Raw genomic sequence first — 24,319 nt, 5'->3', positions numbered from 1 at the left:
AGGAGAGGCGTAATGCATTACTTAAACAGTTTCTGGACAAACTCGGCATACGCCGGACGCCAGACATCCATTTCGTGGTTCAGACCCGGGTACATCTTGTAGTCGAATTTAATGCCTTGCTTCTCAAGATCGCTTTTCAGACCGGCAATGTCTTTGCCCGTGACGGAATCTTTTTCACCGACCACCACCGTGAAGTTATGCAGTTGCTTGTTGATCTCCTGAGGCTTGTTAAGCTGAGCGGTAACACCCGCATCCGGAACGGTTGTGGTCGTTACGCCACTCAAGGTTGCCAGCCAGCCAAAGCTATCAAGATGGTTCATCCCTGAGACCAGCGCCTGATAACCGCCCTGCGATAACCCGGCCAGCGCGCGCCCGCTTGCATCTTTGCGCACGTTAAACCGCGCATCGACCATCGGGATGATGTCATGCATCAGTTCGCGATCGGCCGCTTTAGCATTCAGCGGATAGAAAGTTTTGCGACGCTCTTTCGGCGGATAGTTTTCCGCAATCGCCTGCGTGATGTCGGTTTCCGTATCCGGCACGACCACCAGCATTGGTTTGATTTTCCCTTCGGCCAGCAGGTTGTCCATGATCTGCGGCAGGCGCCCCTGATCGATAGCCGAAAGACCGGTATCACCAAAACCATGATAGAAATAGAGGACTGGCAGCGGCTCGCCTTTGCCGTTATAGCCTGGCGGTGTCCAGATATAGACGCGACGCTCTGAGCTCAACGCTTTCGAGTGATAAGTCACCGTCAAGAGATCGCCATGCGGTACGGCGCGATCGTCGAGAATACTTCCCGGAACCAGGATCAGGCTGGTGTTAACCTGACGCTGCGGTTTCTGAAAACGGCTTCCCGTGTCTACCGAACGGAAACCATCCACATCAAAGTAATATTCGTACAGATTCGGCGCCAGAGATTCGCTTTTCCAGGACCAGACGCCGCTCTCATCTTTGCTCATATCATGGGAGACAAAGCTGTCCGGGGTGGAACCGGTAACCACCGACACCCGTTTTGCTGCTGGCGCAAACAGGCGAAAGGTAATGCTTTTATCGGCATTCACCTGAGTCACATACTGGCTGACCGGCACCGACAAATCCGGGGTTGCCGGAAAAGGGGCCGCAATGGCGGGAATAGCCGCGCTGCCAAGCAGTGCGGTGATGGCGAGTGTCAGACAGGCGATGTTTCTTTTCATATCAAATCCCTCGTATTTTTTTGTCGTTCATGCAGAGTTATTAAGCGGGCATTACCACCAGACCTCAGCCTGAACGCCTGCGGCAAACTGGTTATTTTTCTCATCAGCGAAGCTGAAATTATCCAGTTCGTTATCCAGCGCATGGATGTAGGTACCATAAAAACGAATTTCCGGGCGGGATGTCAGCATACTGGTGTTGACCTTAAGCGTATGGTAAAGCGTGGTTTTATACCCTGCCTCTTTGAACTTCGCGCCGTATTGATTTTTGTTCTGCTGGTTGAAATACGCCAGTTCTACGCCCGTCTGGTTGTATTTGTCCCAGATATACGCCGGACGTACCACCGCACGATAGCTGGTGAAGTCACTGTGAGCGCCAGTCTCATAGCTATAGACATCTTCGCCTCGTGAATAGACCAGCGCATTGGCCACGATCACATCGTCACGCAAATAGGTTTCGCCCTGCGAGACCAGACGAATCGCCGTACCGTTGGTGTGATCGCCATAGTAACGACCATTGAACGCGATGTACGGGCTGGAACCGCTGTAACGGGCAAAGCTGCTTGCCAGTGAGTTATTGGCCATCAGGAAGCTAAATTCGTTATAACCGCCGTTTTTAAATTTCTGCGTTAACGCCGTGCCAAACATCCAGGTGTCTTTCCATTTGTAATACCCGTTGTCGTTCACGTTCTCTTTCTGCGTATCCGTCGAGTTCGCCATCGCGTAACGACCATTGACCATCAGTTCTGCTTTATCCCACAACGGAATGGCTTTATAGCGGACATCAACGGTGTTGGTGTTGAGTTTCTGTGAGTGACTCAGTGAGCGGTCGTATTGATCAATGTCTTCACGCAGCAGCGCGATATCAAGCTTACCGCTGCCAAGCTTCATGTTTTCAATCCCAACGCCGCCGGAGGCATCAGTACGCTGCGTTTTCCAGTCGAGCATCTGTACTTCATATTTGGGAAGCTGGTGCTTACCCACCCACATATCCGCTTCCGGGGCGAACGGCAGGAAACCGGTGGTGGTCAGGTAGATATCAGAGAACTGCAGGTAGTTTTCATTGGTGCTGTTGTCGCCAAACCAGCCAGCAGAATAGGACTGCCCAACGTTACCATCGAGCATGACGACAGCTTTCGCGCTCTTACCATTTTCGTTATAGACACGCTGGGAGAACTGCAAATCAAACCAACTGGTGTATTCGTTGCCAAAACGCCCCAACGAGCCGATAGCCCAGGATTTGGGCGATCCGTTCGTGGTGGTCGCCCATCCCGAGCGAAAATAACCGTTGTAACTAAAGCCAATTTCGTCTTTGACGAACTTACTGAGATCTTTCATCGACATGGATGAAACATCTTCAGTTTTAGACGGCTGAGCACCCGGCGCTGGCGCTGTCTGAACCAGCACAGCAGCAGGGGCCGGTGTCGTTTTCGCTGTACTTGCCGTCGCAGATGCGGGCGCAGGCGCAGAAGCGGTCTGTGCAAAGTAAACCGCCTGCTTATTCTTCTCTTCGTCCTTGTAGCGCTGTAATTCCTTTTTTGTTTCGCTGAGATCTTTCTCCAGCGCCGCAAGGCGCTGTTCGATGGTCATATTTCCGGTTGCGGCCATCGCAGGGGTAACTGAGTATAAAAATGATGATGCCAGAATTAAGGGTATTGTTTTTTTCATGGTTTCCATCCAACCATTTTTTGGATAAAAAAAAACCTGAACCCACCCGAGATGAATCGGGTGTGAGTTCAGGTTTTGCCTGTCGAAAGCAGTAACAATCCTGTACTGGACACATCTTTGCGGCTGGCTGTTTTTTTACTCAGCCCTAAAAACAAAAAACCTGGCACCTCCAGAAGGGAGATGTCAGGTTTAGCCCGCAAAGCGGTAGCAATCCAGTTTCAGCCCACAACATAGCGATTTTTAACCCACCGGCAATGCGCAAAATAATAAACTGTGATTAACCACGGGTTTTTAGTTCACCATTTCAGCAGCGGTACATTTTTATGGGCCAGATTCCGGTACCGGGCCTGATACAGAAACGTCATTAATTTATTCCAGAATCAGAACGGTGGGTTTTCAGGAGAAAGAAATGGGAAGGCCTGTGGGGGTTATAAATAAACAGTGCTTTGCATCTGACACTCTCCTGCAAATCAGCAAAAAAACGCCAGCAGATATGTCGCTGGCGTTTTTATTTGCTGAGCGCGGAAATCACTCTTTCGGGTCTTTTCCGGCGAGCAGTTTATCCAGTTCATCACCGCCAACATGACGGAAATCCTGGCCTTTAACAAAATAGAAAATGTATTCGCAAATATTCTGGCAACGGTCGCCGATACGCTCAATGGAACGGGCGCAGAACAGCGCGGTTAACACGCTTGGAATGGTGCGCGGATCTTCCATCATGTAGGTCATCAGTTGGCGCACGATACCTTCATATTCCTGATCCACTTTCTTGTCTTCACGGTAGATACGTACCGCTTCGTCAATATCCATACGCGCGAAAGCATCCAGTACGTCGTGCAGCATCTGCACGGTATGGCGCCCCAGAGATTCCAGGCTTACCAGCAGCGGCTGGTGCTGCGAGGAGAATTTCTCCAGCGCTGTGCGGCAGATTTTATCGGCAACATCGCCAATACGTTCCAGCTCAGCGATCGTTTTGATAATCGCCATCACCAGACGCAGGTCGCTGGCGGTCGGCTGGCGCTTGGCAATAATACGCACACAGGCTTCGTCGATAGCGACTTCCATCATGTTCACCTGCTTATCACCCTCAACAACGCGCTGAGCCAGCTCGCTGTCCTGGTTATGCATCGCAGTGATCGCGTCAGAAAGTTGTTGCTCTACCATCCCACCCATGGTCATCACCTGAGTGCGGATACTTTCCAGCTCGGCGTTAAACTGGCCGGAAATATGTTTGTTAAGATTGAGGTTGTCCATGGTGTCTCCTGATGCCCAACTATTTTTGGGCTATAACAAGGCGGCAACTGAGCGAATCCCCGGGGCGCATCATATGGCACGACCGGGGTGAACAAAGGCAGCCAACACAGTTAGAGCCTGAAAGCAGTATGGCAAATCAACCGTAGCGGCCAGTAATATAATCTTCGGTTTGCTTTTTCTTCGGCTTGGTGAACAGATCATCCGTGTTGCTGAACTCAATCAATTCGCCGAGATACATAAACGCCGTGTGATCGGAACAACGCGCAGCCTGCTGCATGTTGTGGGTCACGATGACGACGGTGTAATCCTGCTTCAACTCGGTGATCAATTCTTCGATACGACCAGTCGAAATGGGGTCGAGCGCCGAGCAAGGTTCATCCAGCAGTAAGACTTCCGGACGGATCGCAATCCCACGGGCGATACACAGACGCTGCTGCTGACCACCGGAAAGAGAGTACCCGCTCTGGTGCAATTTATCCTTGGTTTCATTCCATAATGCGGCCTTGGTCAAGGCCCACTGCACACGTTCGTCCATATCGGCACGAGACAGCTTTTCAAACAGACGCACACCGAAGGCGATGTTGTCGTAAATCGACATCGGGAACGGCGTTGGCTTCTGGAAAACCATCCCAACCTTTGCGCGCAGCAGGGCGATATCCTGGGTATTGGTGAGGATGTTATCCCCATCCAGCAGGATTTCGCCTTCTGCGCGTTGCTCCGGGTACAGTTCAAACATTTTATTGAATGTACGCAGCAGCGTGGACTTACCGCAGCCTGACGGCCCGATAAACGCCGTTACCTGGTTTTTAGCAATGTCCAGGCTGATGTTTTTCAGGGCATGGAATTTGCCGTAATAGAAGTTCAAATCGCGAACCTGAATTTTGCCCGGCGTTGTATCAACCATACTCATTTATCTCTTTCCTCACTCGGCACCGCGTTTCACCGCGCCGCAAAAATTAGTGTTTCTTCGCCGCGAAAATGACACGCGCCAGAATGTTCAGTAGCAGCACACACAGCGTAATAATCAGAACACCGGCCCAGGCCAGTTGCTGCCATTCAGCAAACGGGCTCATCGCAAACTTAAAGATGGTGACCGGCAAGTTTGCAATCGGCCTCATCATGTCCGTGCTCCAGAACTGGTTCGACAACGCGGTAAACAGCAGCGGTGCGGTTTCACCCGCGATACGCGCAACCGCCAGCAGCACGCCGGTCATGATCCCGGAGACAGAAGCTTTCACGGTAATAGCGGAAATCATCTTCCACTTCGGCGTCCCCAGCGCGTATGCCGCTTCACGCAGGCTATCCGGCACCAGTTTCAGCATGTTCTCTGTGGTACGAATCACGATGGGCACCTGCAGCAGCGCCAGCGCAATCACGCCTGCCCAGCCAGAGAAGTGTTGCATCTGCGCCACCACAATGGTGTAAACGAACAGGCCAACAACAATAGACGGTGCGGAAAGCAGAATATCGTTAATAAAACGGATAATTTCGGCCAGAATCGATTTACGCCCGTACTCAGCCAGGTAGATCCCGGCCATGATACCCAGCGGCGTACCGACAGCGGTCGCCCAGAAGATGAGCAGCGCACTTCCCGCCAGCGCATTCGCCAGACCGCCACCCGCCGTGTTCGGCGGCGGCGTCATTTCGGTAAAGAGCGCCAGAGACATCCCATCAAAACCACGACTAATGGTCGACAGGAGGATCCAGACCAGCCAGAACAGACCAAACGCCATGGTCGCCATCGAGAGCGTCAGGGCGATACGGTTTTTGGTACGGCGCTTAGCCTGCATCTTGCGACGGGATTCAGCCAGCTCTGCGGTGGTTTGCATTTCAAGCGTAGCCATTAGCGGGCCCCCTCATTTTTCGCCAGACGCATGATCATGAACTTAGAAATCGCCAGCACAATAAAGGTAATGACGAAGAGGATCAGACCCAGCTCCATCAAGGCTGCAACGTGCAGACCGGATTCCGCTTCGGCGAATTCGTTCGCCAGCGCGGAGGTAATACTGTTACCCGGCATATAGAGTGATGCGCTGTCGAGCTGGTAGGTGTTACCGATGATAAAGGTCACCGCCATGGTTTCGCCCAGCGCACGACCCAACCCCAACATAATGCCGCCGATAACACCATTTTTGGTGAACGGCAGAACAATACGCCAGATAACTTCCCAGGTGGTGCAGCCGATGCCGTAGGCCGACTCTTTCATCATCACCGGGGTTTGCTCGAATACATCGCGCATAACGGCGGCAATGTACGGAATGATCATAATGGCGAGGATAACCCCCGCGGCCAGGATACCAATACCAAATGCCGGGCCAGAGAAGAGGGCGCCAACAAACGGGATAGCGGACATAACGTTGCCGACCGGTTCCTGGAAATATTTGGCAAACAGCGGGGCGAAAATAAACAGACCCCACATGCCGTAAACGATACTGGGAATCGCCGCCAGCAGTTCAATCGCGATCCCAAGAGGACGTTTCAGCCAGCCAGGCGCCAGCTCCGTCAGGAAGAGGGCGATACCAAAACTTACCGGGACAGCGATCAGTAGCGCGATAAAAGACGTTACCAGCGTGCCGTAAATCGGAACCAGAGCACCAAAGGTCTCATTCGGCGCATCCCACTCTTTGTTCCATAAGAAGGAAAAACCAAATTTCTGGATACTCGGCCAGGAGGAGAAAATCAGAGACACGATAATGCCGCCGAGCAGCAATAGCACAATCAGCGCAGCCAGTTTTACCAGCGCGCTGAAAATCATGTCACCTTTTTTACCCGGGGGGCTAAAAGCCGGCTTGGTTGCAGCCATAAATCACTCTTTAAGTTTGGGCCAGGAAGCGCGCATTTTATCGTGCTTCCTGGCTAACGTAATGCCATACCCTAACTAATTCGAGTTGCAGCCAACACCAACACTGCTACGGCTCGAAGTATGGCGGGTATTAGTACAGCGCTTTACCGCTGCTGTCTTTCACGTTGGTTTTCCATGCAGCGCGAATCTGTGCAACAACGCTCTCAGGCAGGGTAGCGTAGTCCAGGTCATTAGCCTGTTTGCCACCGTTTTTGTATGCCCAGTCGAAGAATTTCAGCACTTCTGCGCCCTGCTCAGGATTTTTCTGCTCTTTGTGAACCAGGATGAAGGTGGTGGACGTAATCGGCCACACATCGGCACCTTTCTGGTTGGTCAGGTCCTGCGCGAAGGATTTGCTCCAGTCGATGTTTTTCGTCGCATTGGAGAAGTTTGCTTCGGTCGGGCTAACCGGTTTGCCATCAGCAGACAGCAGCTTGGTGTAGGTCAGGTTATTCTGCTTAGCGTAAGCATATTCAACATAACCAATGGAGCCCGGCAGACGCTGTACGAATGCAGCAATACCGTCGTTACCTTTACCGCCCAGACCGGTCGGCCAGTTAACAGTAGAGCCAGCGCCTACAGACGATTTCCACTCTTCGTTAACTTTCGCCAGGTAGCTGGTAAATACGAAAGATGTACCAGAACCATCAGCGCGACGTACGACAGCGATATTCTGAGAAGGCAGTTTTTTGCCCGGGTTCAGCTTAGCAATTGCCGCATCATCCCATTTTTTGATTTTGCCCAGGTAGATATCGCCCAGCGTTTTGCCATCCAGCACCAGCTCGCCAGATTTGAAACCTTCCAGGTTAACAGCCAGGACAACACCACCGATTACGGTCGGGAACTGGAACAGGCCTTCCTGAGCCAGTTTGTCGTCAGCCAGCGGAGCATCAGAAGCGCCGAAGTCAACGGTGTTTGCAGTGATCTGTTTTACGCCACCAGAAGAACCGATACCCTGGTAGTTAACCTTATTACCCGTTTCTTTCTGGTAAGTATCGGCCCATTTGGCATACACCGGCGCTGGGAAAGTTGCACCCGCACCAGTCAGGCTTGCAGCGGCGTTAACTGCAAATGCACTCAGTGAAAAGGTCGCGGCGACAACAGTTGCGACAGTGGTACGCATAACGTTCATAATGTCTCCTGCAAGGATCGTAAATCGTTGTTTAAGTGGCTACGACGAGCAAAATAGGACACTTTGATGACAGTTATATGCAATGATTGTTACTGTTTGATGACAATGACGGCTTTCACATAGATTAACCCTATCTTGTATGATTTATCAGCAAGATAACGTTATTAATGACAGTGAGATGTCAGCAAGATTTTAGTTTTATGACACTAAAAAAGTAGTTGATGCCAACCAGATGTCCCAGCAAAAAGCGACAAAAAGTAGCCTTAGATCAATTCATTTTCACCTGGGTTGCGTCAATGCCTGACGTCGATACTGGGCTATTCTGAGTGACGCACGCCACTGTATTAGTTTCGTCAGTTCTGGCCCGTTCATGACCTGCCGCGTCAGCCATAAGAGAAGCAAACTCCCGGCCCAACACCCGACACTTAGCCATGAGAAAGAGGTGAACAACAGCCATCCTGCCACCAATAGATTACAAACACATAACGCCAACCAGACGGCTAAAAATAATCTCAGGGATAATGTTCTTCCTTTCTCTGCTCCTGATAACGCCACCACAAGCAGAATGAAGATAACAAGACCTGCAATAACGCCCCAACCGCCGGTAACGGTTCTGAACGCAATGGCAAGACCGGCAAAGCTCAACAGCAACGTATAAAACAACACCAATATGCTGGCGAAATATGTCGTCCCACGGATGTAGTAAGCCTTCGGCATTTCCTGAAAGGCCTCCGCCAGCGCTTTTAATTGCGCCAGTTTACGGCCCGATATCCCCATTTCTACCTTGTCGCAGTAGTCGATGAGCGCCAAAAATTTAAGCCCGATAATGCGTTTCAACAGATTCATCATCATCCTGAAAAAAAAGAGGCTGCCACCAGGCAACCTCTTTTATGCGTTATGACGTGGTTACGCCTTTATTCCACAGTGACTGATTTTGCCAGATTACGCGGCTGATCCACGTCGGTGCCTTTAATCAGCGCCACGTGATAGGCCAGCAATTGCAACGGAACAGTGTAGAAGATAGGAGCGATAACTTCATCAACGTGCGGCATATCAATGATATGCATAGTGTCGCTGCCTACAAACCCGGCATCCTGGTCGGCAAAGACATACAGTACACCGCCGCGCGCGCGAACCTCTTCAATGTTGGATTTCAATTTTTCCAACAGTTCATTGTTCGGCGCAATAACGATAACCGGCATATCATCGTCAATCAGGGCCAGTGGGCCGTGTTTCAGTTCACCGGCGGCATAGGCCTCTGCATGGATATAGGAAATCTCTTTGAGCTTAAGCGCGCCTTCCAGGGCAATCGGGTATTGATCGCCACGCCCCAGGAACAACGCGTGATGCTTGTCAGAGAAGTCCTCGGCCAGTTGTGCGATACGTTTATCCTGAGACAGCATCTGTTCAATGCGGCTCGGCAGCGTCTGCAGGCCATGGACAATGCTATGTTCGATTGAGGCATCCAACCCTTTCAGACGGCTCAGTTTCGCCACCAGCATCAACAGTACCGTTAGCTGAGTCGTGAAGGCTTTGGTGGACGCCACGCCAATTTCCGTACCCGCATTCGTCATGATGGCCAGATCGGATTCACGTACCAGCGAGGAGCCAGGAACGTTACAGATAGCCAGCGAGCCCAGATAGCCCAGCTCTTTAGACAAACGCAGCCCCGCCAGGGTATCTGCCGTTTCGCCAGACTGAGAGAGCGTAATCATCAGACTATTGCGACGCACGGCAGATTTGCGGTAACGGAATTCGGAGGCGATTTCCACATCACAGGGTACACCGGCCAGCGATTCAAACCAGTAACGAGAAACCATGCCGGAGTTGTATGAGGTACCGCAGGCAATGATCTGAATATGCTCAACCTTGCTCAGCAGATCATTCGCATGGGAGCCCAGCTCGCTTAAATCCACTTCGCCGTGGCTGATACGCCCGGTCAGGGTGTTTTTAATTGCATTCGGCTGCTCATAGATCTCTTTCTGCATATAGTGACGGTAAGCGCCTTTGTCGCCTGCGTCATATTGCAGATTGGATTCAATCTCCTGGCGCTTAACCAGCTCGCCCGTTTTATCAAATACCGTCACGCTGCGACGTGTTACCTCAGCGATATCCCCCTCTTCAAGGAAGATAAAGCGACGGGTTACCGGCAACAGAGCCAGTTGATCGGACGCGATAAAGTTTTCACCCATGCCCAGACCGATAACCATCGGGCTACCAGAACGAGCTGCCAGCAGTGTACTCGGATCGCGGGAATCCATGATAACCGTGCCGTACGCGCCACGCAGTTGCGGGATAGTACGCAGCACAGCATCACGCAGCGTACCGCCTTTCGCCAGCTCCCAGTGCACTAAGTGAGCAATCACTTCTGTATCGGTCTCAGACACAAAAGTGTAGCCACGCGCTTTCAGTTCTTCGCGCAGCGGTTCGTGGTTTTCGATAATGCCGTTGTGTACTACGACGATGTGTTCAGACACATGCGGGTGTGCGTTGCCTTCTGAAGGTTCCCCGTGGGTCGCCCAACGGGTGTGAGCAATACCGGTACCACCGTGTAACGGATGCTCTTCCGCAGCCTGAGCCAGCATCTGTACTTTTCCGAGACGACGCAGACGGGTCATATGACCTTCTGCATCAACCACTGCCAGACCGGCAGAGTCATAACCACGGTATTCCAGACGACGTAAGCCTTCCAGAAGGATTTCAGCAATATCACGCTGCGCAACTGCGCCAACAATTCCACACATAGTTAGATTTCCTGATTATGGCATTGTGCCATGCGTTGTCGCTGACCTGTTTGCCCTTTACGGGCGCCCCGAGCCTTGTAGAGAGTGGGGTTATTTTTATGGTACTGCTTGTCGGGCGGGGGATTATGTTATCCCCTCATCCCTTGTTACCGGATTACTCCGGCATGAAAATTACTTTTTCTTCACCGGACGCTGCCAGCCTTTTTTATGGACCTGCGGCACACGGGTTAAGACCAGTTCGTTATCGGCGACATTGCGAGTAACCGTCGTACCTGCCGCAATGGTTGCCCCTTTACCCACGCTCACCGGCGCCACCAGTTGGGTATCGGATCCAACAAACACATCATCACCAATAATGGTCTTGTGTTTATTGGCGCCATCGTAGTTGCAGGTTATGGTTCCCGCGCCGATATTGACGTTGTCGCCAATTTCCGCGTCGCCAAGGTAAGTCAGATGACCCGCTTTCGAGCCTTTACCCAGACGCGCTTTTTTCATCTCAACGAAGTTGCCTACGTGCGCGCCTTCCTGCAACTCAGCCCCCGGACGCAGGCGGGCAAACGGGCCAATCGTACAGGCGGCTTCAAGCGTGGCATCTTCCAGCACGCTATAAGGACTGATTTCACAGTCATCGCCAATGACGCTATTTTTGATGACACAGCCTGCGCCAATTTTCACGCGGTTGCCGAGTTTGACGTCACCTTCAATAATCACGTTAGCATCAATCTCAACATCCCGCCCATGCGTCAGCGTTCCACGCAGATCGAAGCGGGCCGGGTCGCGCAGCATCACGCCTGCGAGAAGTAATTTTTCAGCCTGTTCAGTTTGATATACACGTTCGAGGCGGGAGAGCTGGAGGCGGTTGTTCACGCCTTCCACTTCGCTCAGGCGCTGCGGATGGACGGCAGCGATTTCATGGCCTTCCTGATAAGCAAGAGCAATAATATCGGTGATGTAATATTCACCCTGCGCATTATTATTGGTGAGCTGACTCAGCCAGCGTTTCATATCGCCGCCGTTAGCTATCAAAATACCGGTATTGATTTCCTGAATCTGGCGCTGCTGCTCAGTCGCATCTTTATGTTCAACAATGCCGGTTACTTTACCGTTCTCACGCGTGATACGGCCGTATCCACTTGGATCATCCAGCTTCACGGTGAGCAGACCAATGCCACCCTGCGGCTTCGCTTCACGCAGACGGGTAAGGGTATCGATCGATATCAGCGGCACATCGCCATACAGCATCAGGATATCTTCGTCGTCGGCGAAGAATGGCGCAGCCTGCTGCATTGCATGCCCGGTGCCCAGTTGTTCAGCCTGTAACACCCAGTTAAGTTTTTCGTCAGGCAGCGTTTGTTTTAACAGATCGCCGCCGTGCCCATAGACAAGGTGTACATGATCGGCGCCTAGATTATTCGCCACATCAATGACATGCTGAACCATCGCTTTCCCTGCAAGGGTATGCAGCACTTTCGGAAGATCGGAATACATGCGTGTGCCTTTGCCAGCGGCAAGGATCACCACACTCATTTTCGTGTTCAACATACGCGTCCTGACTTTAATTTGAGTGGAAGTTTTACTGTTTCACCTTGAAAATTCTACATTTTTTTCAACGCAAAATGGCAAGAAAGTAAAATGCACAACCTGCCTTACCAGATCGTAATTTAGGGCATTTTTTTGGCTTTTACATGGTACTTTATATTCAAAAATGGTGCTTCCTGCATGGGTATCAGGAGCAGGACAATGTTTTTGCTATTTTTTTTAGCCATGAATAAAGTCCTGAGCAAAACATTCATGTGTCCAATAAAAGTACAGAATTTGCCCATAAAAAAAGCCAGCCTGATAATCAGACTGGCTTTTTGACTTTAAGCCGGTGTTACATCGCTTTTTTGGTCAACTCGATAACGCGCAGTTTCGCAATAGCTTTCGCCAGTTCGGCAGACGCCTGAGCGTAATCCACGTCGCCGTGCGAGCTCTTAATGTGCTCTTCGGCTTTACGTTTCGATTCCAGCGCTCGCGCTTCGTCGAGATCCTGGCCACGAATAGCGGTATCAGCCAGTACGGTCACGTTGCCAGGCTGCACTTCAAGAATGCCGCCGGACAGATAGATAAACTCTTCATGACCGTGCTGTTTCACGATGCGGATCATACCAGGCTTAATGGCGGTGAGCAGCGGCGCGTGACCAGGGTAAATCCCCAGCTCACCTTCGCTACCCGTTACCTGGATTTTCTCGACCAGACCAGAGAACATTTGTTGCTCTGCACTGACGACGTCCAGGTGGTAAGTCATTGCCATATCACCCTCCGATTAAGGCGTTAAAGTTTTTTGGCTTTTTCCACGGCTTCGTCAATGGAACCGACCATGTAGAACGCCTGCTCCGGCAGGTGATCGTATTCGCCTTCCATGATGCCTTTAAAGCCACGGATGGTGTCTTTCAGGGAGACGTATTTACCCGGAGAACCGGTAAATACTTCTGCCACGAAGAACGGCTGGGACAGGAAGCGCTGGATCTTACGCGCACGTGCTACCACCAGTTTGTCTTCTTCTGACAGCTCATCCATACCCAGGATGGCGATGATGTCTTTCAGTTCCTGGTAACGTTGCAGGATAGACTGTACGCCACGCGCAGTGTCGTAGTGCTCCTGACCAACAACCAGAGGATCCAGCTGACGGCTGGTGGAGTCCAGCGGGTCAACGGCCGGGTAAATACCCAGAGACGCGATCTGACGGCTCAGTACCACGGTTGCATCTAAGTGAGCAAAGGTGGTGGCTGGTGACGGGTCAGTCAAGTCATCCGCAGGTACGTATACCGCCTGTACGGAGGTGATAGAACCGGTTTTGGTGGAGGTGATACGTTCTTGCAGAACACCCATCTCTTCCGCCAGAGTCGGCTGATAACCTACCGCTGAAGGCATACGACCCAACAGTGCAGATACTTCTGTACCGGCCAGGGTGTAACGATAGATGTTGTCGACGAACAACAGTACGTCACGACCTTCGTCACGGAATTTCTCTGCCATGGTCAGACCGGTCAGCGCAACGCGCAGACGGTTTCCCGGCGGCTCGTTCATCTGGCCATACACCAGGGATACTTTGTCGATAACGTTGGAGTCGGTCATTTCGTGGTAGAAGTCGTTACCCTCACGAGTACGTTCACCTACGCCCGCAAATACGGAGTAACCGGAGTGCTCGATCGCGATGTTACGGATCAGCTCCATCATGTTTACGGTTTTACCTACACCCGCACCACCGAACAGACCTACTTTACCGCCCTTAGCGAACGGACACATCAGGTCGATTACTTTGATACCGGTTTCCAGCAGTTCCTGAGAGTTTGACAACTCTTCGTAGGAAGGTGCTGCGCGGTGGATCGCCCAACGCTCTTCTTCACCGATGTCGCCTTTCATGTCTACTGGTTCGCCCAGTACGTTCATGATACGACCCAGTGTTGCTTTACCTACCGGGACTTCGATCGGGTGAGCCAGGTCTGTTACTTCCAGACCACGACGCAGACCATCAGAAGAACCCATTGCGATGGTACGTACAACGCCACCGCCGAGCTGCTGCTGAACTTCCAGCACCAGACGCTCTTCACCATTCTTTACCTCAAGTGCATCGTACACTCGTGGTACGGCATCCTGAGGGAACTCGACGTCCACCACGGCGCCGATTACCTGGATAATTTTTCCAGTAGCCATCTTGAATCCTCTACGAAATTCGTAAACCTGGTTAAACCGCGGCGGCCCCCGAGACGATCTCGGTGAGTTCCTGAGTAATGCTGGCCTGACGAGCTTTGTTGTAAACCAACTGCAGCTCTTTAATCAGGCTGCCGCCATTATCGGTCGCGGCTTTCATCGCCACCATACGTGCGGCCTGCTCGCTGGCCAGGTTTTCAACAACACCCTGATAAACCTGAGATTCCACATAACGACGCAGGAGAGTATCCAGCAGCGCCTTCGGATCAGGTTCATACAGATAATCCCAGGATTTACGCTTCAACTCTTCATCTTCTTCTGCCGGTAATGGCAGCAGTTGAGTGATGGTTGGAACCTGAGACATGGTGTTGATAAATTTGTTGCTGACAATATAAAGCTTATCCAGACGACCTTCGTCGTATGCCTGCAACATCACTTTAACCGAGCCGATCAGTTCGGACAGAGATGGGTTATCACCCATACCGGTCACCTGGGCGACAACGTTGCCACCAACGGAATTAAAGAAAGACACGCCTTTCGAGCCGATCATCGCGAGGTCGCTCTGAACGCCTTTATCGGACCATGCTTTCATATCCGCCAGTACTTTCTTGAACAGGTTAATGTTCAAGCCGCCACACAGACCACGGTCGGTCGACACCACCAGGTAGCCCACGCGCTTAACGTCGCGTTCTTCCAGGTAAGGGTGCTTATATTCCAGATTACCGTTCGCAAGGTGACCAATCACTTTGCGCATGGTATCTGCATAAGGACGGCTGGCCGCCATGCGATCCTGCGATTTACGCATTTTGGAAGCGGCGACCATTTCCATCGCTTTAGTGATCTTTTGCGTGTTCTGGACGCTTGCGATCTTACTACGTATCTCTTTTGCGCCGGCCATGAGCTTCTCCTCAATGCCTTGCGGCCTGCCCTAAGGCAGGCCACCAGACGTTACCAGGACTGGGTTGCTTTGAAGGAATCGAGGATGCCTTTCAGCTTGCCTTCGATTTCGTCGTTATAGCCACCGGACTGGTTGATCTCTTGCATCAACGGAGCGTGGTCACGGTCAACGTAAGCCAGCAGAGCGGCTTCGAAGCTACCGATTTTCGCCAGCTCTACATCCGCCAGATAACCACGTTCTGCTGCGAACAGAACCAGAGACTGCTGCGCAACGGACATCGGCGCATACTGTTTCTGTTTCAGCAGCTCGGTCACTTTCTGACCGTGGTCAAGCTGTTTACGGGTTGCATCGTCAAGGTCAGATGCAAACTGGGAGAACGCTGCCAGTTCACGATACTGCGCCAGCGCGGTACGGATACCACCGGACAGTTTCTTCATGATCTTGGTCTGCGCTGCGCCACCAACACGGGATACGGAGATACCCGGGTTAACCGCAGGACGAATACCGGCGTTAAACAGGTTGGTTTCCAGGAAGATCTGACCATCGGTAATCGAAATTACGTTGGTCGGAACGAACGCGGAAACGTCACCCGCCTGCGTTTCGATAATAGGCAGAGCGGTCAGAGAGCCGGTTTTCCCAGTCACTTCACCTTTGGTGAAGGCTTCAACGTATTCGGCGTTAACACGCGCAGCACGCTCCAGCAGACGAGAGTGGAGGTAGAATACGTCGCCCGGGAATGCTTCACGTCCTGGCGGACGACGGAGCAGCAGGGAAATCTGACGGTAAGCAACGGCCTGTTTAGACAGGTCATCATAAATGATCAGCGCATCTTCACCGCGGTCACGGAAGTATTCACCCATTGCGCAGCCTGCATACGGAGCCAGGTATTGCAGTGCGGCAGATTCAGATGCGGTTGCAACCACAACGATGGTGTTAGCCAGCGCGCCGTGTTCTTCCAGTTTACGTACCACGTTAGAAATGGTGGACGCTTTCTGGCCGATGGCCACGTAGACGCACTTGATGCCGGAATCACGCTGGTTGATGATGGCGTCGATGGCCAGAGCGGTTTTACCGGTCTGACGGTCACCGATGATCAATTCACGCTGACCACGACCGATTGGGATCATGGCGTCAACGGATTTATAACCAGTCTGTACCGGCTGATCGACGGATTGACGTTCGATAACGCCCGGTGCGATAGCTTCAACAGCGGAGAAGCCGTCGTGCTCCAGCGGACCTTTACCATCAATCGGTGCACCCAGAGTGTTCACAACGCGGCCCAGCAGACCACGACCAACCGGAACTTCCAGGATACGACCCGTACATTTAACCTTCATGCCTTCGGCGAGGTCAGCATACGGACCCATCACAACTGCACCCACGGAGTCGCGCTCCAGGTTCAGTGCGATAGCGTAACGGTTACCCGGCAGGGAAATCATCTCACCCTGCATACAATCGGCCAGGCCGTGGATGCGGATAACACCGTCACTTACAGAAACAATAGTACCTTCGTTGTGAGCTTCACTCACAACACTGAACTGAGCAATGCGCTGCTTGATCAGTTCGCTGATTTCGGTGGAATTCAGTTGCATGCTCCAGTCCCCTTAAGACTGCAAGACGTCTGCGAGGCGTTCAAGACGGCCGCGTACGCTACCATCAATGACCATATCACCCGCACGGATGATAACACCTGCCATTACAGACTTATCGATTTTGCAATTCAGCTTAACTTTGCGTGACAGACGTTTTTCCATCGCGGCGCTGATTTTCGAAAGCTGTTCTTCACTCAGTGCGGTCGCAGAGGTCACTTCGACTTCTGCGATAGCCTCGCTGGCTGCACGCAATTGAACAAACTGCTCAAGAACATCAGGAAGCACTTTAAGACGACCATTTTCAGCCATCACCCGAATCAGGTTCTGACCGTTGTCGTCAAGTTGCTCCCCACAGACTGCGATAAACGACTCGGCAAGCGTTTCCGGCGCAATAGCACCGGAGAGAAGCTCTGCCATATGTTCGTTTTTCGTCACCTCGGCCGCGAACGCCAGCATATCCTGCCAGCGATCAACACCCTGGTGTTCGACAGCAAAGTCAAAAGCTGCTTTGGCGTAGGGGCGAGCTACCGTTACAAATTCAGACATCGGCCCCTCCCTCCTTACAGTTCAGCGACCAGTTTATTCACGATGTCGCTGTTAGCAGCTTCATCCACGGAACGCTCGATGATCTTCTCGGCGCCGGCAACAGCCAGCAGAGCCACTTGTTTACGCAGCTCTTCGCGAGCACGTTTACGCTCGGCGTCAATTTCCGCCTGAGCCTGCGCCACGATTTTGTTACGTTCCTGCTCGGCTTCTGCTTTCGCTTCGTCCAGGATCTGAGCGCGACGTTTGTTCGCCTGCTCAATGATGACCTGAGCTTCTGCTTTCGCTTTTTTCAGCTGGTCGGTCGCATTGGCCTGTGCAAGGTCCAAATCCTTCTTAGCTCGTTCCGCAGAAGCCAAACCGTCAGCGATTTCTTTCTGACGTTTTTCAATGGCTGCCATTAATGGCGGCCATACATACTTCATGCAGAACAGAACGAACAGGACAAACGCGATGGCCTGGCCGAGGATTGTTGCGTTTAGATTCACAGCACAATGCCTCTTATCTGGTTAACGTTCTAAATACTTGCTGTAAAAAGCAACCCTTACTACGCGACAGCAAACATCACGTACAGACCCAGACCTACAGCGATCATCGGGATTGCGTCCACCAGACCCATAACGATAAAGAACTGAGTACGCAGAAGAGGAATCAGATCAGGTTGACGCGCTGCGCCTTCCAGGAATTTACCCCCGAGGATGCCGATACCGATCGCAGCACCGATTGCCGCCAGACCCATCATAATAGCGGCAGCCATGTACAGCAGATCCATATTCAGGTTTTCCATGACAGTCTCCAGATTGTTTCAGTTAAAACGTAGTAGTGTTGTTAAAAATCAATGCTCTTCAGACGCCATCGACAGATAGACGATCGTCAGAACCATGAAAATGAAGGCTTGCAGCGTAATAATCAGGATGTGGAAAATGGCCCATGGCACATTCAGGATCCACTGTGACCACCACGGCAACAGACCAGCAATCAGAATGAAAATCAACTCACCGGCATACATGTTGCCGAACAGTCGCAGACCGAGAGAAACCGGTTTGGACAGCAGGCTAACACCTTCCAGGATAAGGTTGACCGGGATAAACACCGGGTGGTTGAACGGCTGGAGTGTCAGCTCTTTAGCAAAACCACCCAGGCCTTTCATTTTGATGCTGTAGAACAGAATCAGGATAAATACGCCCAACGCCATCGACAGGGTGATGTTCACGTCCGCAGACGGCACCACGCGCAGCGCAGGCAGACCCAGTACATGCTCAGCAATGTACGGCAGCAGGTCGATAGGCAGCAAATCCATCAGGTTCATCAGGAATACCCAGACGAAAATCGTCAGGGCCAGTGGCGCGATAAGCTTGCTTTTGCCGTGGTACATGTCTTTCACGCTACCGTGGACAAAACCAATAACCAGCTCAATCGCGGTCTGGAATTTCCCCGGGACGCCGCTGGTGGCCTTTTTGGCTACGCTACGGAACATCACCAGGAACAACAGACCCAGAACCACCGAGAAAAACATGGAGTCAATGTTGAGAGTCCAGAAGGTGGCCGGGGGGTTATGCGGATCCACCAGCGAAAGCGTACGAAGGTCAATCTGAAGGTTATTCAGATGGTGGCCTATGTACTCCTGCGGTGTTGAGATTTCTCCTGCAGACATGATGCCTCTTACCCTTTGTTGTTAATTACAGCGGGTGCCAGTATCTGAACAACCAGCACCGAAACCCACGTGACTATCAGCGGTAAAAACACCGCCTTTAAAACTGCCAGCGCCACCACCAGCAACACGAATGTTGCTAACACCTTGAACACTTCGCCGAAGGCGAAGGACCAGGCCACTCGGCCTCTGGCTGGTGTATGCGCCTGATGACGCCAGGCAAAAATCATAAACAACATATTCGGCAGAAAGACTGCCATACCGCCGCACACGGCGGAAGTGCCCCAGAAGGGGTCTTTGAGGCTAAACAGCAATCCGCTTGCTATTACCGCCAGAAACTGAATAAGCAGAAGCCTGCGAGCAACATTTCGACCCAAGAGCGACACAGACATCACTTTTAACTCCTGCTCACTTCGAGGTAGGCCGCGTGTCGTATAAAACGTTCTTTAAGGCCCGGAGTCAAGCATCAAAAAGCGGTCAAATTATACGGTGCGGCCTCGTGATTTCAAACAATAAGTAGCGAAAAGGTGAATAAATGTTTAAATAATTTTCCCGAGGGCTATTTTTCAACTTTTAGCGAAACTGTGAACCATCAGACACAATGTTGAATAACGCGAAATACCTGTTGCTAAAGCGTGCACCAGATCACAAATTAAACATTTATGCGCTCGCCAAAATATTGCCATCGGGAATTTGCGCCTTTTCATCTTTTTGATATTACAGATGATTATTGACAACTCTTTTTAAAACAGCTCGGTATACAATAAAAACCTTTCATTGACATTTATAATAATCATTTAACATTCATCAATACGTGCGAACGTCGATTTTTAGCAGGCTGATATTTTCGCTGTTGACTATTTTCATGGTTAAGCAAAATTACGGCGTTAAAACTTAGAAAAAACGAAGTGAAATATGCGTTAAATGTAACCGAACGTATCACTGTTTTTTACGCCGTTTTTTAACATTCAGAAAACAGCACGAATTCTACATTTTTTGATAAAAATTAAATTTTGTTTGCCTTAATGACCACGAGATGTCGGTCACCCTCAAGGTGAGGCACGTCTAATTTGACGATAGATTCTACTGAAAACTGAGCAGGCAGCGTGTCAATTTCATCATTTGGAATCAACCCCTTAAGGGCATAGAACTTGCCTTGTGTTCCAGGCAGATGCTGACACCAGTTCACCATGTCATTCAATGATGCGAATGCCCGGCTGATGACGCCATCAAAAGGCGGCTCGGCCGGAAAATCTTCGACGCGGCTCTGTACGGGAGTGATGTTCGGCAAATGAAGCTCATGCTGAACCTGGCGCAGAAAACGGACGCGTTTACCCAGGCTATCCAGCAGGGTGAAGTGTGCATCAGGAAGAACAATAGATAACGGGATTCCCGGCAGGCCTGGCCCCGTTCCTACATCGATAAACCGCTCCCCCAGCAAGTGCGGCGCAACCACGATGCTATCGAGGATATGGCGAATCAGCATCTCGTTCGGGTCACGTACGGAAGTCAGATTGTAGGCTTTGTTCCATTTGTGGAGCATTTCGACATAGGCTACCAGCTGGTTTTTCTGGTGATCGGTGAGCGAAATACCTGCTTCATCGAGCAGACGAGAAAGTTTATTGAGCACGGTGATTACCTGTCTGAAAAATATACCCGGTGGCGTTAACGCTTACCGGGCTTTAATTCTGTTGTGCTGACAGGCAACGCACTCTCTGCCAGCACATGTTGCGTGAAGAGTATCAGGCGCTACGGCGCAGCATACCCTGTTTTTTCAACCAGACCAGCAGAATGGAGATCGCGGCAGGTGTGATCCCGGAAATACGCGATGCCTGTCCGATGGAGGCCGGTTTGTGATCGTTTAGTTTCGCGATCACTTCATTCGACAGACCGCTGACCTGACGGTAATCCAGCGATGCAGGTAACAGCGTATTCTCGTTACGCTGCTGTTTTTCAATTTCATCCTGCTGACGCGCGATATAACCCTCGTACTTCACCTGAATCTCAACCTGCTCAGCCGCCTGTTCGTCGCTCAGACCTGGAACGAACGGTGCCAGTTGTACCAGTTGGTCGTAAGTCATTTCCGGGCGACGCAACAGATCTTCACCGCTGGCTTCACGAGACAGCGGTGCCGTCAGGTTTTTATTCACTTCCGGCGCAGCTTCCGAGGTTGGGTTCACCCAGATAGATTTCAGACGCTGACGTTCACGTTCGATATTTTCGAGTTTCTCGTTGTAGCGCGCCCAGCGTTCGTCGTCCACGAGGCCAAGCTCACGGCCGATTTCGGTCAGACGCAGATCGGCGTTATCTTCACGCAGCATCAGGCGATATTCGGCACGGGAGGTGAACATGCGGTACGGTTCTTTGGTACCCAGAGTGCAAAGATCGTCGACCAGTACGCCCAGATAAGCCTGAGAACGTGCCGGCGCCCAGCCCTCTTTCTCGGCAGAGAAGCGTGCTGCGTTCAGACCAGCCAACAGCCCCTGGGCCGCTGCCTCTTCGTAGCCAGTGGTGCCGTTGATTTGGCCGGCAAAGAACAGCCCATGGATATATTTACTCTCCAGGGTCGGTTTCAGGTCACGCGGGTCGAAGAAATCGTACTCAATGGCATAGCCAGGGCGAACGATTTTGGCGTTTTCCATCCCCTGCATCGAGCGGACGATTTTCATCTGTACATCGAACGGCAGGCTGGTGGAGATACCGTTCGGGTAAATTTCGTTAGAGGTCAGCCCTTCCGGCTCCAGGAAGATCTGGTGCTGGTTACGATCGGCAAAGCGCATCACTTTGTCTTCGATCGACGGGCAGTAGCGTGGCCCGATCCCTTCGATCACGCCAGCATACATCGGGCTGCGATCGAGGTTATTGCGAATAACCTCATGGGTTTTCTCGTTGGTGTGGGTGATGTAGCACGGCACCTGACGCGGGTGTTGCGCGGCATTGCCCATAAACGAGAAGACCGGCATCGGATTATCGCCGTGCTGCTGCGCCAGGACGCTAAAATCAATGGTACGAGCGTCAATGCGCGGCGGCGTACCGGTTTTCAGGCGGCTTACGCGCAGCGGTAGTTCACGCAGACGACGAGAAAGGGGAATGGACGGCGGATCGCCTGCACGGCCACCGCTGTAGTTATCCAGCCCGATGTGAATCTTGCCGTCAAGGAATGTCCCGACGGTCAAAACGACCGCTTTAGCGCGGAATTTCAGGCCCATCTGGGTGACTGCACCCACCACTCGATCGTTTTCCACAATCAGATCTTCTACCGCCTGCTGGAAGATCATCAAATTTGGCTGGTTTTCCAGCGCGGTACGCACAGCCTGACGGTAAAGTACGCGATCTGCCTGTGCTCGGGTCGCACGGACTGCCGGGCCTTTACTGCCGTTTAGTATCCTAAACTGGATACCCGCCTGATCGATCGCTTTTGCCATCAGACCGCCGAGTGCATCCACTTCTTTTACCAGGTGTCCTTTCCCAATACCGCCAATGGCCGGGTTGCAACTCATTTGCCCCAGCGTGTCGATATTGTGTGTCAAAAGCAGAGTCTGTTGACCCATACGCGCTGCGGCCATCGCGGCCTCAGTGCCTGCATGACCCCCGCCAATGATGATGACGTCAAAAGGATCCGGATAAAACATGGTGTATTGCCTCGCGTAAAGCGGTTAGAAAGTGGATTGATGCCTGGGCCGTGGATTCTACTTAACTTTAGCTCAGTGAGAAAGCATCAGGATCCCGGGTATTAAAAAGAAGATCTTTATATAGAGAGATCTGTTTTACTGTGATCTCTTATTAGGATCGGCCTGTCTTGTGGATAACCCGGATCCTGATATGAAGATCAGGATGTTAGCCTGGATCATTAGCTGTGAATGATCGGTGATCCTGGTCAGTATAAGCTGGGATCAGAATGGGTAGTTATACACAACGCAAAAACTAAGCGACGGTTATACTTTGGATAACTACCGGTTGATCAACGCTTTTAAGCATAGTTATCCACACTCGATCGCGCGATCTTTAATCGATATTGAGTAAATTAATCCAGGATCCGAGCCAAATTTCAGCCGGATCTTCAGGAATGTCATGATCAAGGATGTTGATCTTCGCTGTTTCACCTAGCTGTTTTGCCCCACAGGCTTTCAATGAAACCTCGAGTTTTTCAATCGCACCGCAAAAGGTGTCGTATTCGCGGCTGCCGATACCAATCGCGCCAAAGCGTACGGCAGAAAGGTCAGGTTTTTGTTCATTAAGATCGTCATAAAACGGCTGGATGTTATCCGGTAGATCGCCTGCGCCATGGGTAGAACTTACCACCAGCCAGGTTCCTGACTGCGGCAGATCTTCCAGTAACGGGCCGTGCAGGGTTTCGGTTGTAAAGCCTGCTTCTTCCAGTTTTTCCGCCAGGTGTTCCGCTACATATTCTGCGCCACCCAGGGTACTGCCACTAATAAGCGTAATATCTGCCATCAGGTCCACTCCGGTTATGAGCTGCGTATTGTACGCTGTGAATGGGCTGGGATCTACCTGTGGACAATATGGGTATTAACGGTGGGGTAAAACGCCCTGTTACGGGCGGATCGTACGCATGATGGGGTTTTGCAAAGAGATCAGCGTTTCAGTGGACTGGATTTCATCAATTGTTTGGATCTTGTTGATAAGCACCTGTTGCAGAGCATCGATCGAGCGGCACATGACTTTAATAAAAATGCTGTAGTGGCCGGTGGTGTAGTAGGCTTCTGTCACCTCTTCCAGGCTTTCCAGGCGCGCCAGCGCGGAGGGGTAGTCTTTTGCGCTTTTAAGGATAATGCCGATAAAGCAGCAGACGTCATAACCTAATTGTTTGGGGCTGACGTCAATTCGCGCGCCGGTAATAATCCCCGCCTGCTTCATTTTCTCTACGCGAACGTGAATTGTCCCCGGGCTTACACCGAATTGCTTGGCAAGCTCAGCGTAAGCAGTACGCGCATTCGCCATTAAGGCGTCAAGGATGCCTCGGTCCAGATTGTCGATCTGATAATTTTCCATAGGTTTTTCTTATGATGAATAAACATTCTTCCTATTTTAGCGGCTCATTTTAACGAATCAAAACCCTCTCCGGCTTTTTTGTTGTTGATTATTGAA

Annotated in this window: 22 protein-coding genes and 1 pseudogene; all 23 read right to left on the bottom strand. The window is 51.5% G+C overall.

The window, feature by feature from the left end; genetic code table 11:
* Window positions 1-17: 17 nt before the first annotated feature.
* The 23 genes and pseudogenes from ABIB59_RS17670 to asnC all read right to left on the bottom strand — a co-directional run bounded on the left by ABIB59_RS17670 (window position 18) and on the right by asnC (window position 24,223).
* Window positions 18-1,196: an esterase gene (locus ABIB59_RS17670; protein ID WP_354036394.1), complete on the bottom strand. Its 1,179-nt coding sequence runs from the start codon at window positions 1,194-1,196 to the stop codon at window positions 18-20.
* Window positions 1,197-1,247: 51 nt separating this feature from the next.
* Window positions 1,248-2,780 (bottom strand): annotated as a pseudogene (locus ABIB59_RS17665) (carbohydrate porin); the annotation flags it as partial.
* Window positions 2,781-3,389: 609 nt separating this feature from the next.
* Window positions 3,390-4,115 (bottom strand): phosphate signaling complex protein PhoU, encoded by a 726-nt coding sequence (gene phoU, locus ABIB59_RS17660; RefSeq protein ID WP_039080015.1) that lies wholly within the window; start codon window positions 4,113-4,115, stop codon window positions 3,390-3,392.
* Window positions 4,116-4,251: 136 nt separating this feature from the next.
* The gene (gene pstB / locus ABIB59_RS17655) at window positions 4,252-5,025 is read right to left on the bottom strand and encodes a phosphate ABC transporter ATP-binding protein PstB (protein ID WP_039080014.1); all 774 of its coding nucleotides are present in this window, start codon (window positions 5,023-5,025) and stop codon (window positions 4,252-4,254) included.
* A 46-nt stretch (window positions 5,026-5,071) separates the two neighbouring features.
* Window positions 5,072-5,959, bottom strand: a complete 888-nt coding sequence (gene pstA, locus ABIB59_RS17650) for a phosphate ABC transporter permease PstA (protein ID WP_039080013.1) — start codon at window positions 5,957-5,959, stop codon at window positions 5,072-5,074.
* On the bottom strand, window positions 5,959-6,918 hold the full coding sequence (gene pstC, locus ABIB59_RS17645; protein WP_039080012.1) for a phosphate ABC transporter permease PstC: 960 nt from the start codon (window positions 6,916-6,918) through the stop codon (window positions 5,959-5,961). Before pstC ends, pstA begins: the two co-directional genes overlap by 1 nt.
* 130 nt (window positions 6,919-7,048) lie before the next feature.
* On the bottom strand, window positions 7,049-8,089 hold the full coding sequence (gene pstS / locus ABIB59_RS17640; RefSeq protein WP_039080011.1) for a phosphate ABC transporter substrate-binding protein PstS: 1,041 nt from the start codon (window positions 8,087-8,089) through the stop codon (window positions 7,049-7,051).
* A 279-nt stretch (window positions 8,090-8,368) separates the two neighbouring features.
* A complete protein-coding gene (locus tag ABIB59_RS17635) occupies window positions 8,369-8,935 on the bottom strand; it encodes a hypothetical protein (protein WP_354036391.1) in 567 nt (188 codons plus the stop codon).
* A gap of 68 nt (window positions 8,936-9,003) precedes the next feature.
* Window positions 9,004-10,833 (bottom strand): glutamine--fructose-6-phosphate transaminase (isomerizing), encoded by a 1,830-nt coding sequence (glmS, locus tag ABIB59_RS17630; protein ID WP_039080009.1) that lies wholly within the window; start codon window positions 10,831-10,833, stop codon window positions 9,004-9,006.
* 171 nt (window positions 10,834-11,004) lie between these two features.
* Complete coding sequence (gene glmU / locus ABIB59_RS17625; RefSeq protein WP_039080008.1) at window positions 11,005-12,375, bottom strand: bifunctional UDP-N-acetylglucosamine diphosphorylase/glucosamine-1-phosphate N-acetyltransferase GlmU; 1,371 nt, start codon at window positions 12,373-12,375, stop codon at window positions 11,005-11,007.
* Between the two features lie 331 nt (window positions 12,376-12,706).
* Window positions 12,707-13,126: a F0F1 ATP synthase subunit epsilon gene (locus ABIB59_RS17620; RefSeq protein ID WP_039080007.1), complete on the bottom strand. Its 420-nt coding sequence runs from the start codon at window positions 13,124-13,126 to the stop codon at window positions 12,707-12,709.
* A 20-nt stretch (window positions 13,127-13,146) separates the two neighbouring features.
* The gene (gene atpD / locus ABIB59_RS17615; RefSeq protein ID WP_039080006.1) at window positions 13,147-14,529 is read right to left on the bottom strand and encodes a F0F1 ATP synthase subunit beta; all 1,383 of its coding nucleotides are present in this window, start codon (window positions 14,527-14,529) and stop codon (window positions 13,147-13,149) included.
* Between the two features lie 31 nt (window positions 14,530-14,560).
* The gene (atpG, locus tag ABIB59_RS17610; RefSeq protein ID WP_039080005.1) at window positions 14,561-15,424 is read right to left on the bottom strand and encodes a F0F1 ATP synthase subunit gamma; all 864 of its coding nucleotides are present in this window, start codon (window positions 15,422-15,424) and stop codon (window positions 14,561-14,563) included.
* Window positions 15,425-15,474: 50 nt separating this feature from the next.
* Window positions 15,475-17,016: a F0F1 ATP synthase subunit alpha gene (gene atpA, locus ABIB59_RS17605; RefSeq protein ID WP_039080004.1), complete on the bottom strand. Its 1,542-nt coding sequence runs from the start codon at window positions 17,014-17,016 to the stop codon at window positions 15,475-15,477.
* Between the two features lie 12 nt (window positions 17,017-17,028).
* Window positions 17,029-17,562, bottom strand: a complete 534-nt coding sequence (gene atpH, locus ABIB59_RS17600; protein ID WP_039080003.1) for a F0F1 ATP synthase subunit delta — start codon at window positions 17,560-17,562, stop codon at window positions 17,029-17,031.
* 14 nt (window positions 17,563-17,576) lie between these two features.
* A complete protein-coding gene (atpF, locus tag ABIB59_RS17595; protein ID WP_007369369.1) occupies window positions 17,577-18,047 on the bottom strand; it encodes a F0F1 ATP synthase subunit B in 471 nt (156 codons plus the stop codon).
* A 59-nt stretch (window positions 18,048-18,106) separates the two neighbouring features.
* Window positions 18,107-18,346 (bottom strand): F0F1 ATP synthase subunit C, encoded by a 240-nt coding sequence (gene atpE / locus ABIB59_RS17590; RefSeq protein WP_004393045.1) that lies wholly within the window; start codon window positions 18,344-18,346, stop codon window positions 18,107-18,109.
* Window positions 18,347-18,394: 48 nt separating this feature from the next.
* On the bottom strand, window positions 18,395-19,213 hold the full coding sequence (gene atpB, locus ABIB59_RS17585; protein ID WP_039080002.1) for a F0F1 ATP synthase subunit A: 819 nt from the start codon (window positions 19,211-19,213) through the stop codon (window positions 18,395-18,397).
* Window positions 19,214-19,221: 8 nt separating this feature from the next.
* Window positions 19,222-19,602: a F0F1 ATP synthase subunit I gene (gene atpI / locus ABIB59_RS17580; protein ID WP_039080001.1), complete on the bottom strand. Its 381-nt coding sequence runs from the start codon at window positions 19,600-19,602 to the stop codon at window positions 19,222-19,224.
* A 614-nt stretch (window positions 19,603-20,216) separates the two neighbouring features.
* Window positions 20,217-20,840 (bottom strand): 16S rRNA (guanine(527)-N(7))-methyltransferase RsmG, encoded by a 624-nt coding sequence (gene rsmG, locus ABIB59_RS17575; RefSeq protein WP_165159466.1) that lies wholly within the window; start codon window positions 20,838-20,840, stop codon window positions 20,217-20,219.
* A 112-nt stretch (window positions 20,841-20,952) separates the two neighbouring features.
* Window positions 20,953-22,842, bottom strand: a complete 1,890-nt coding sequence (mnmG, locus tag ABIB59_RS17570; RefSeq protein ID WP_071195147.1) for a tRNA uridine-5-carboxymethylaminomethyl(34) synthesis enzyme MnmG — start codon at window positions 22,840-22,842, stop codon at window positions 20,953-20,955.
* A 373-nt stretch (window positions 22,843-23,215) separates the two neighbouring features.
* Window positions 23,216-23,665, bottom strand: a complete 450-nt coding sequence (mioC, locus tag ABIB59_RS17565) for an FMN-binding protein MioC (RefSeq protein WP_039079998.1) — start codon at window positions 23,663-23,665, stop codon at window positions 23,216-23,218.
* 99 nt (window positions 23,666-23,764) lie between these two features.
* The gene (gene asnC, locus ABIB59_RS17560; protein ID WP_039079997.1) at window positions 23,765-24,223 is read right to left on the bottom strand and encodes a transcriptional regulator AsnC; all 459 of its coding nucleotides are present in this window, start codon (window positions 24,221-24,223) and stop codon (window positions 23,765-23,767) included.
* Window positions 24,224-24,319: the final 96 nt, after the last annotated feature.

It is taken from the genome of Citrobacter sp. UYEF32, from assembly GCF_040546205.1.
In the GTDB taxonomy this organism is placed as follows: domain Bacteria; phylum Pseudomonadota; class Gammaproteobacteria; order Enterobacterales; family Enterobacteriaceae; genus Phytobacter; species Phytobacter diazotrophicus.
This window is presented reverse-complemented; position numbering and strand designations above follow the sequence as displayed.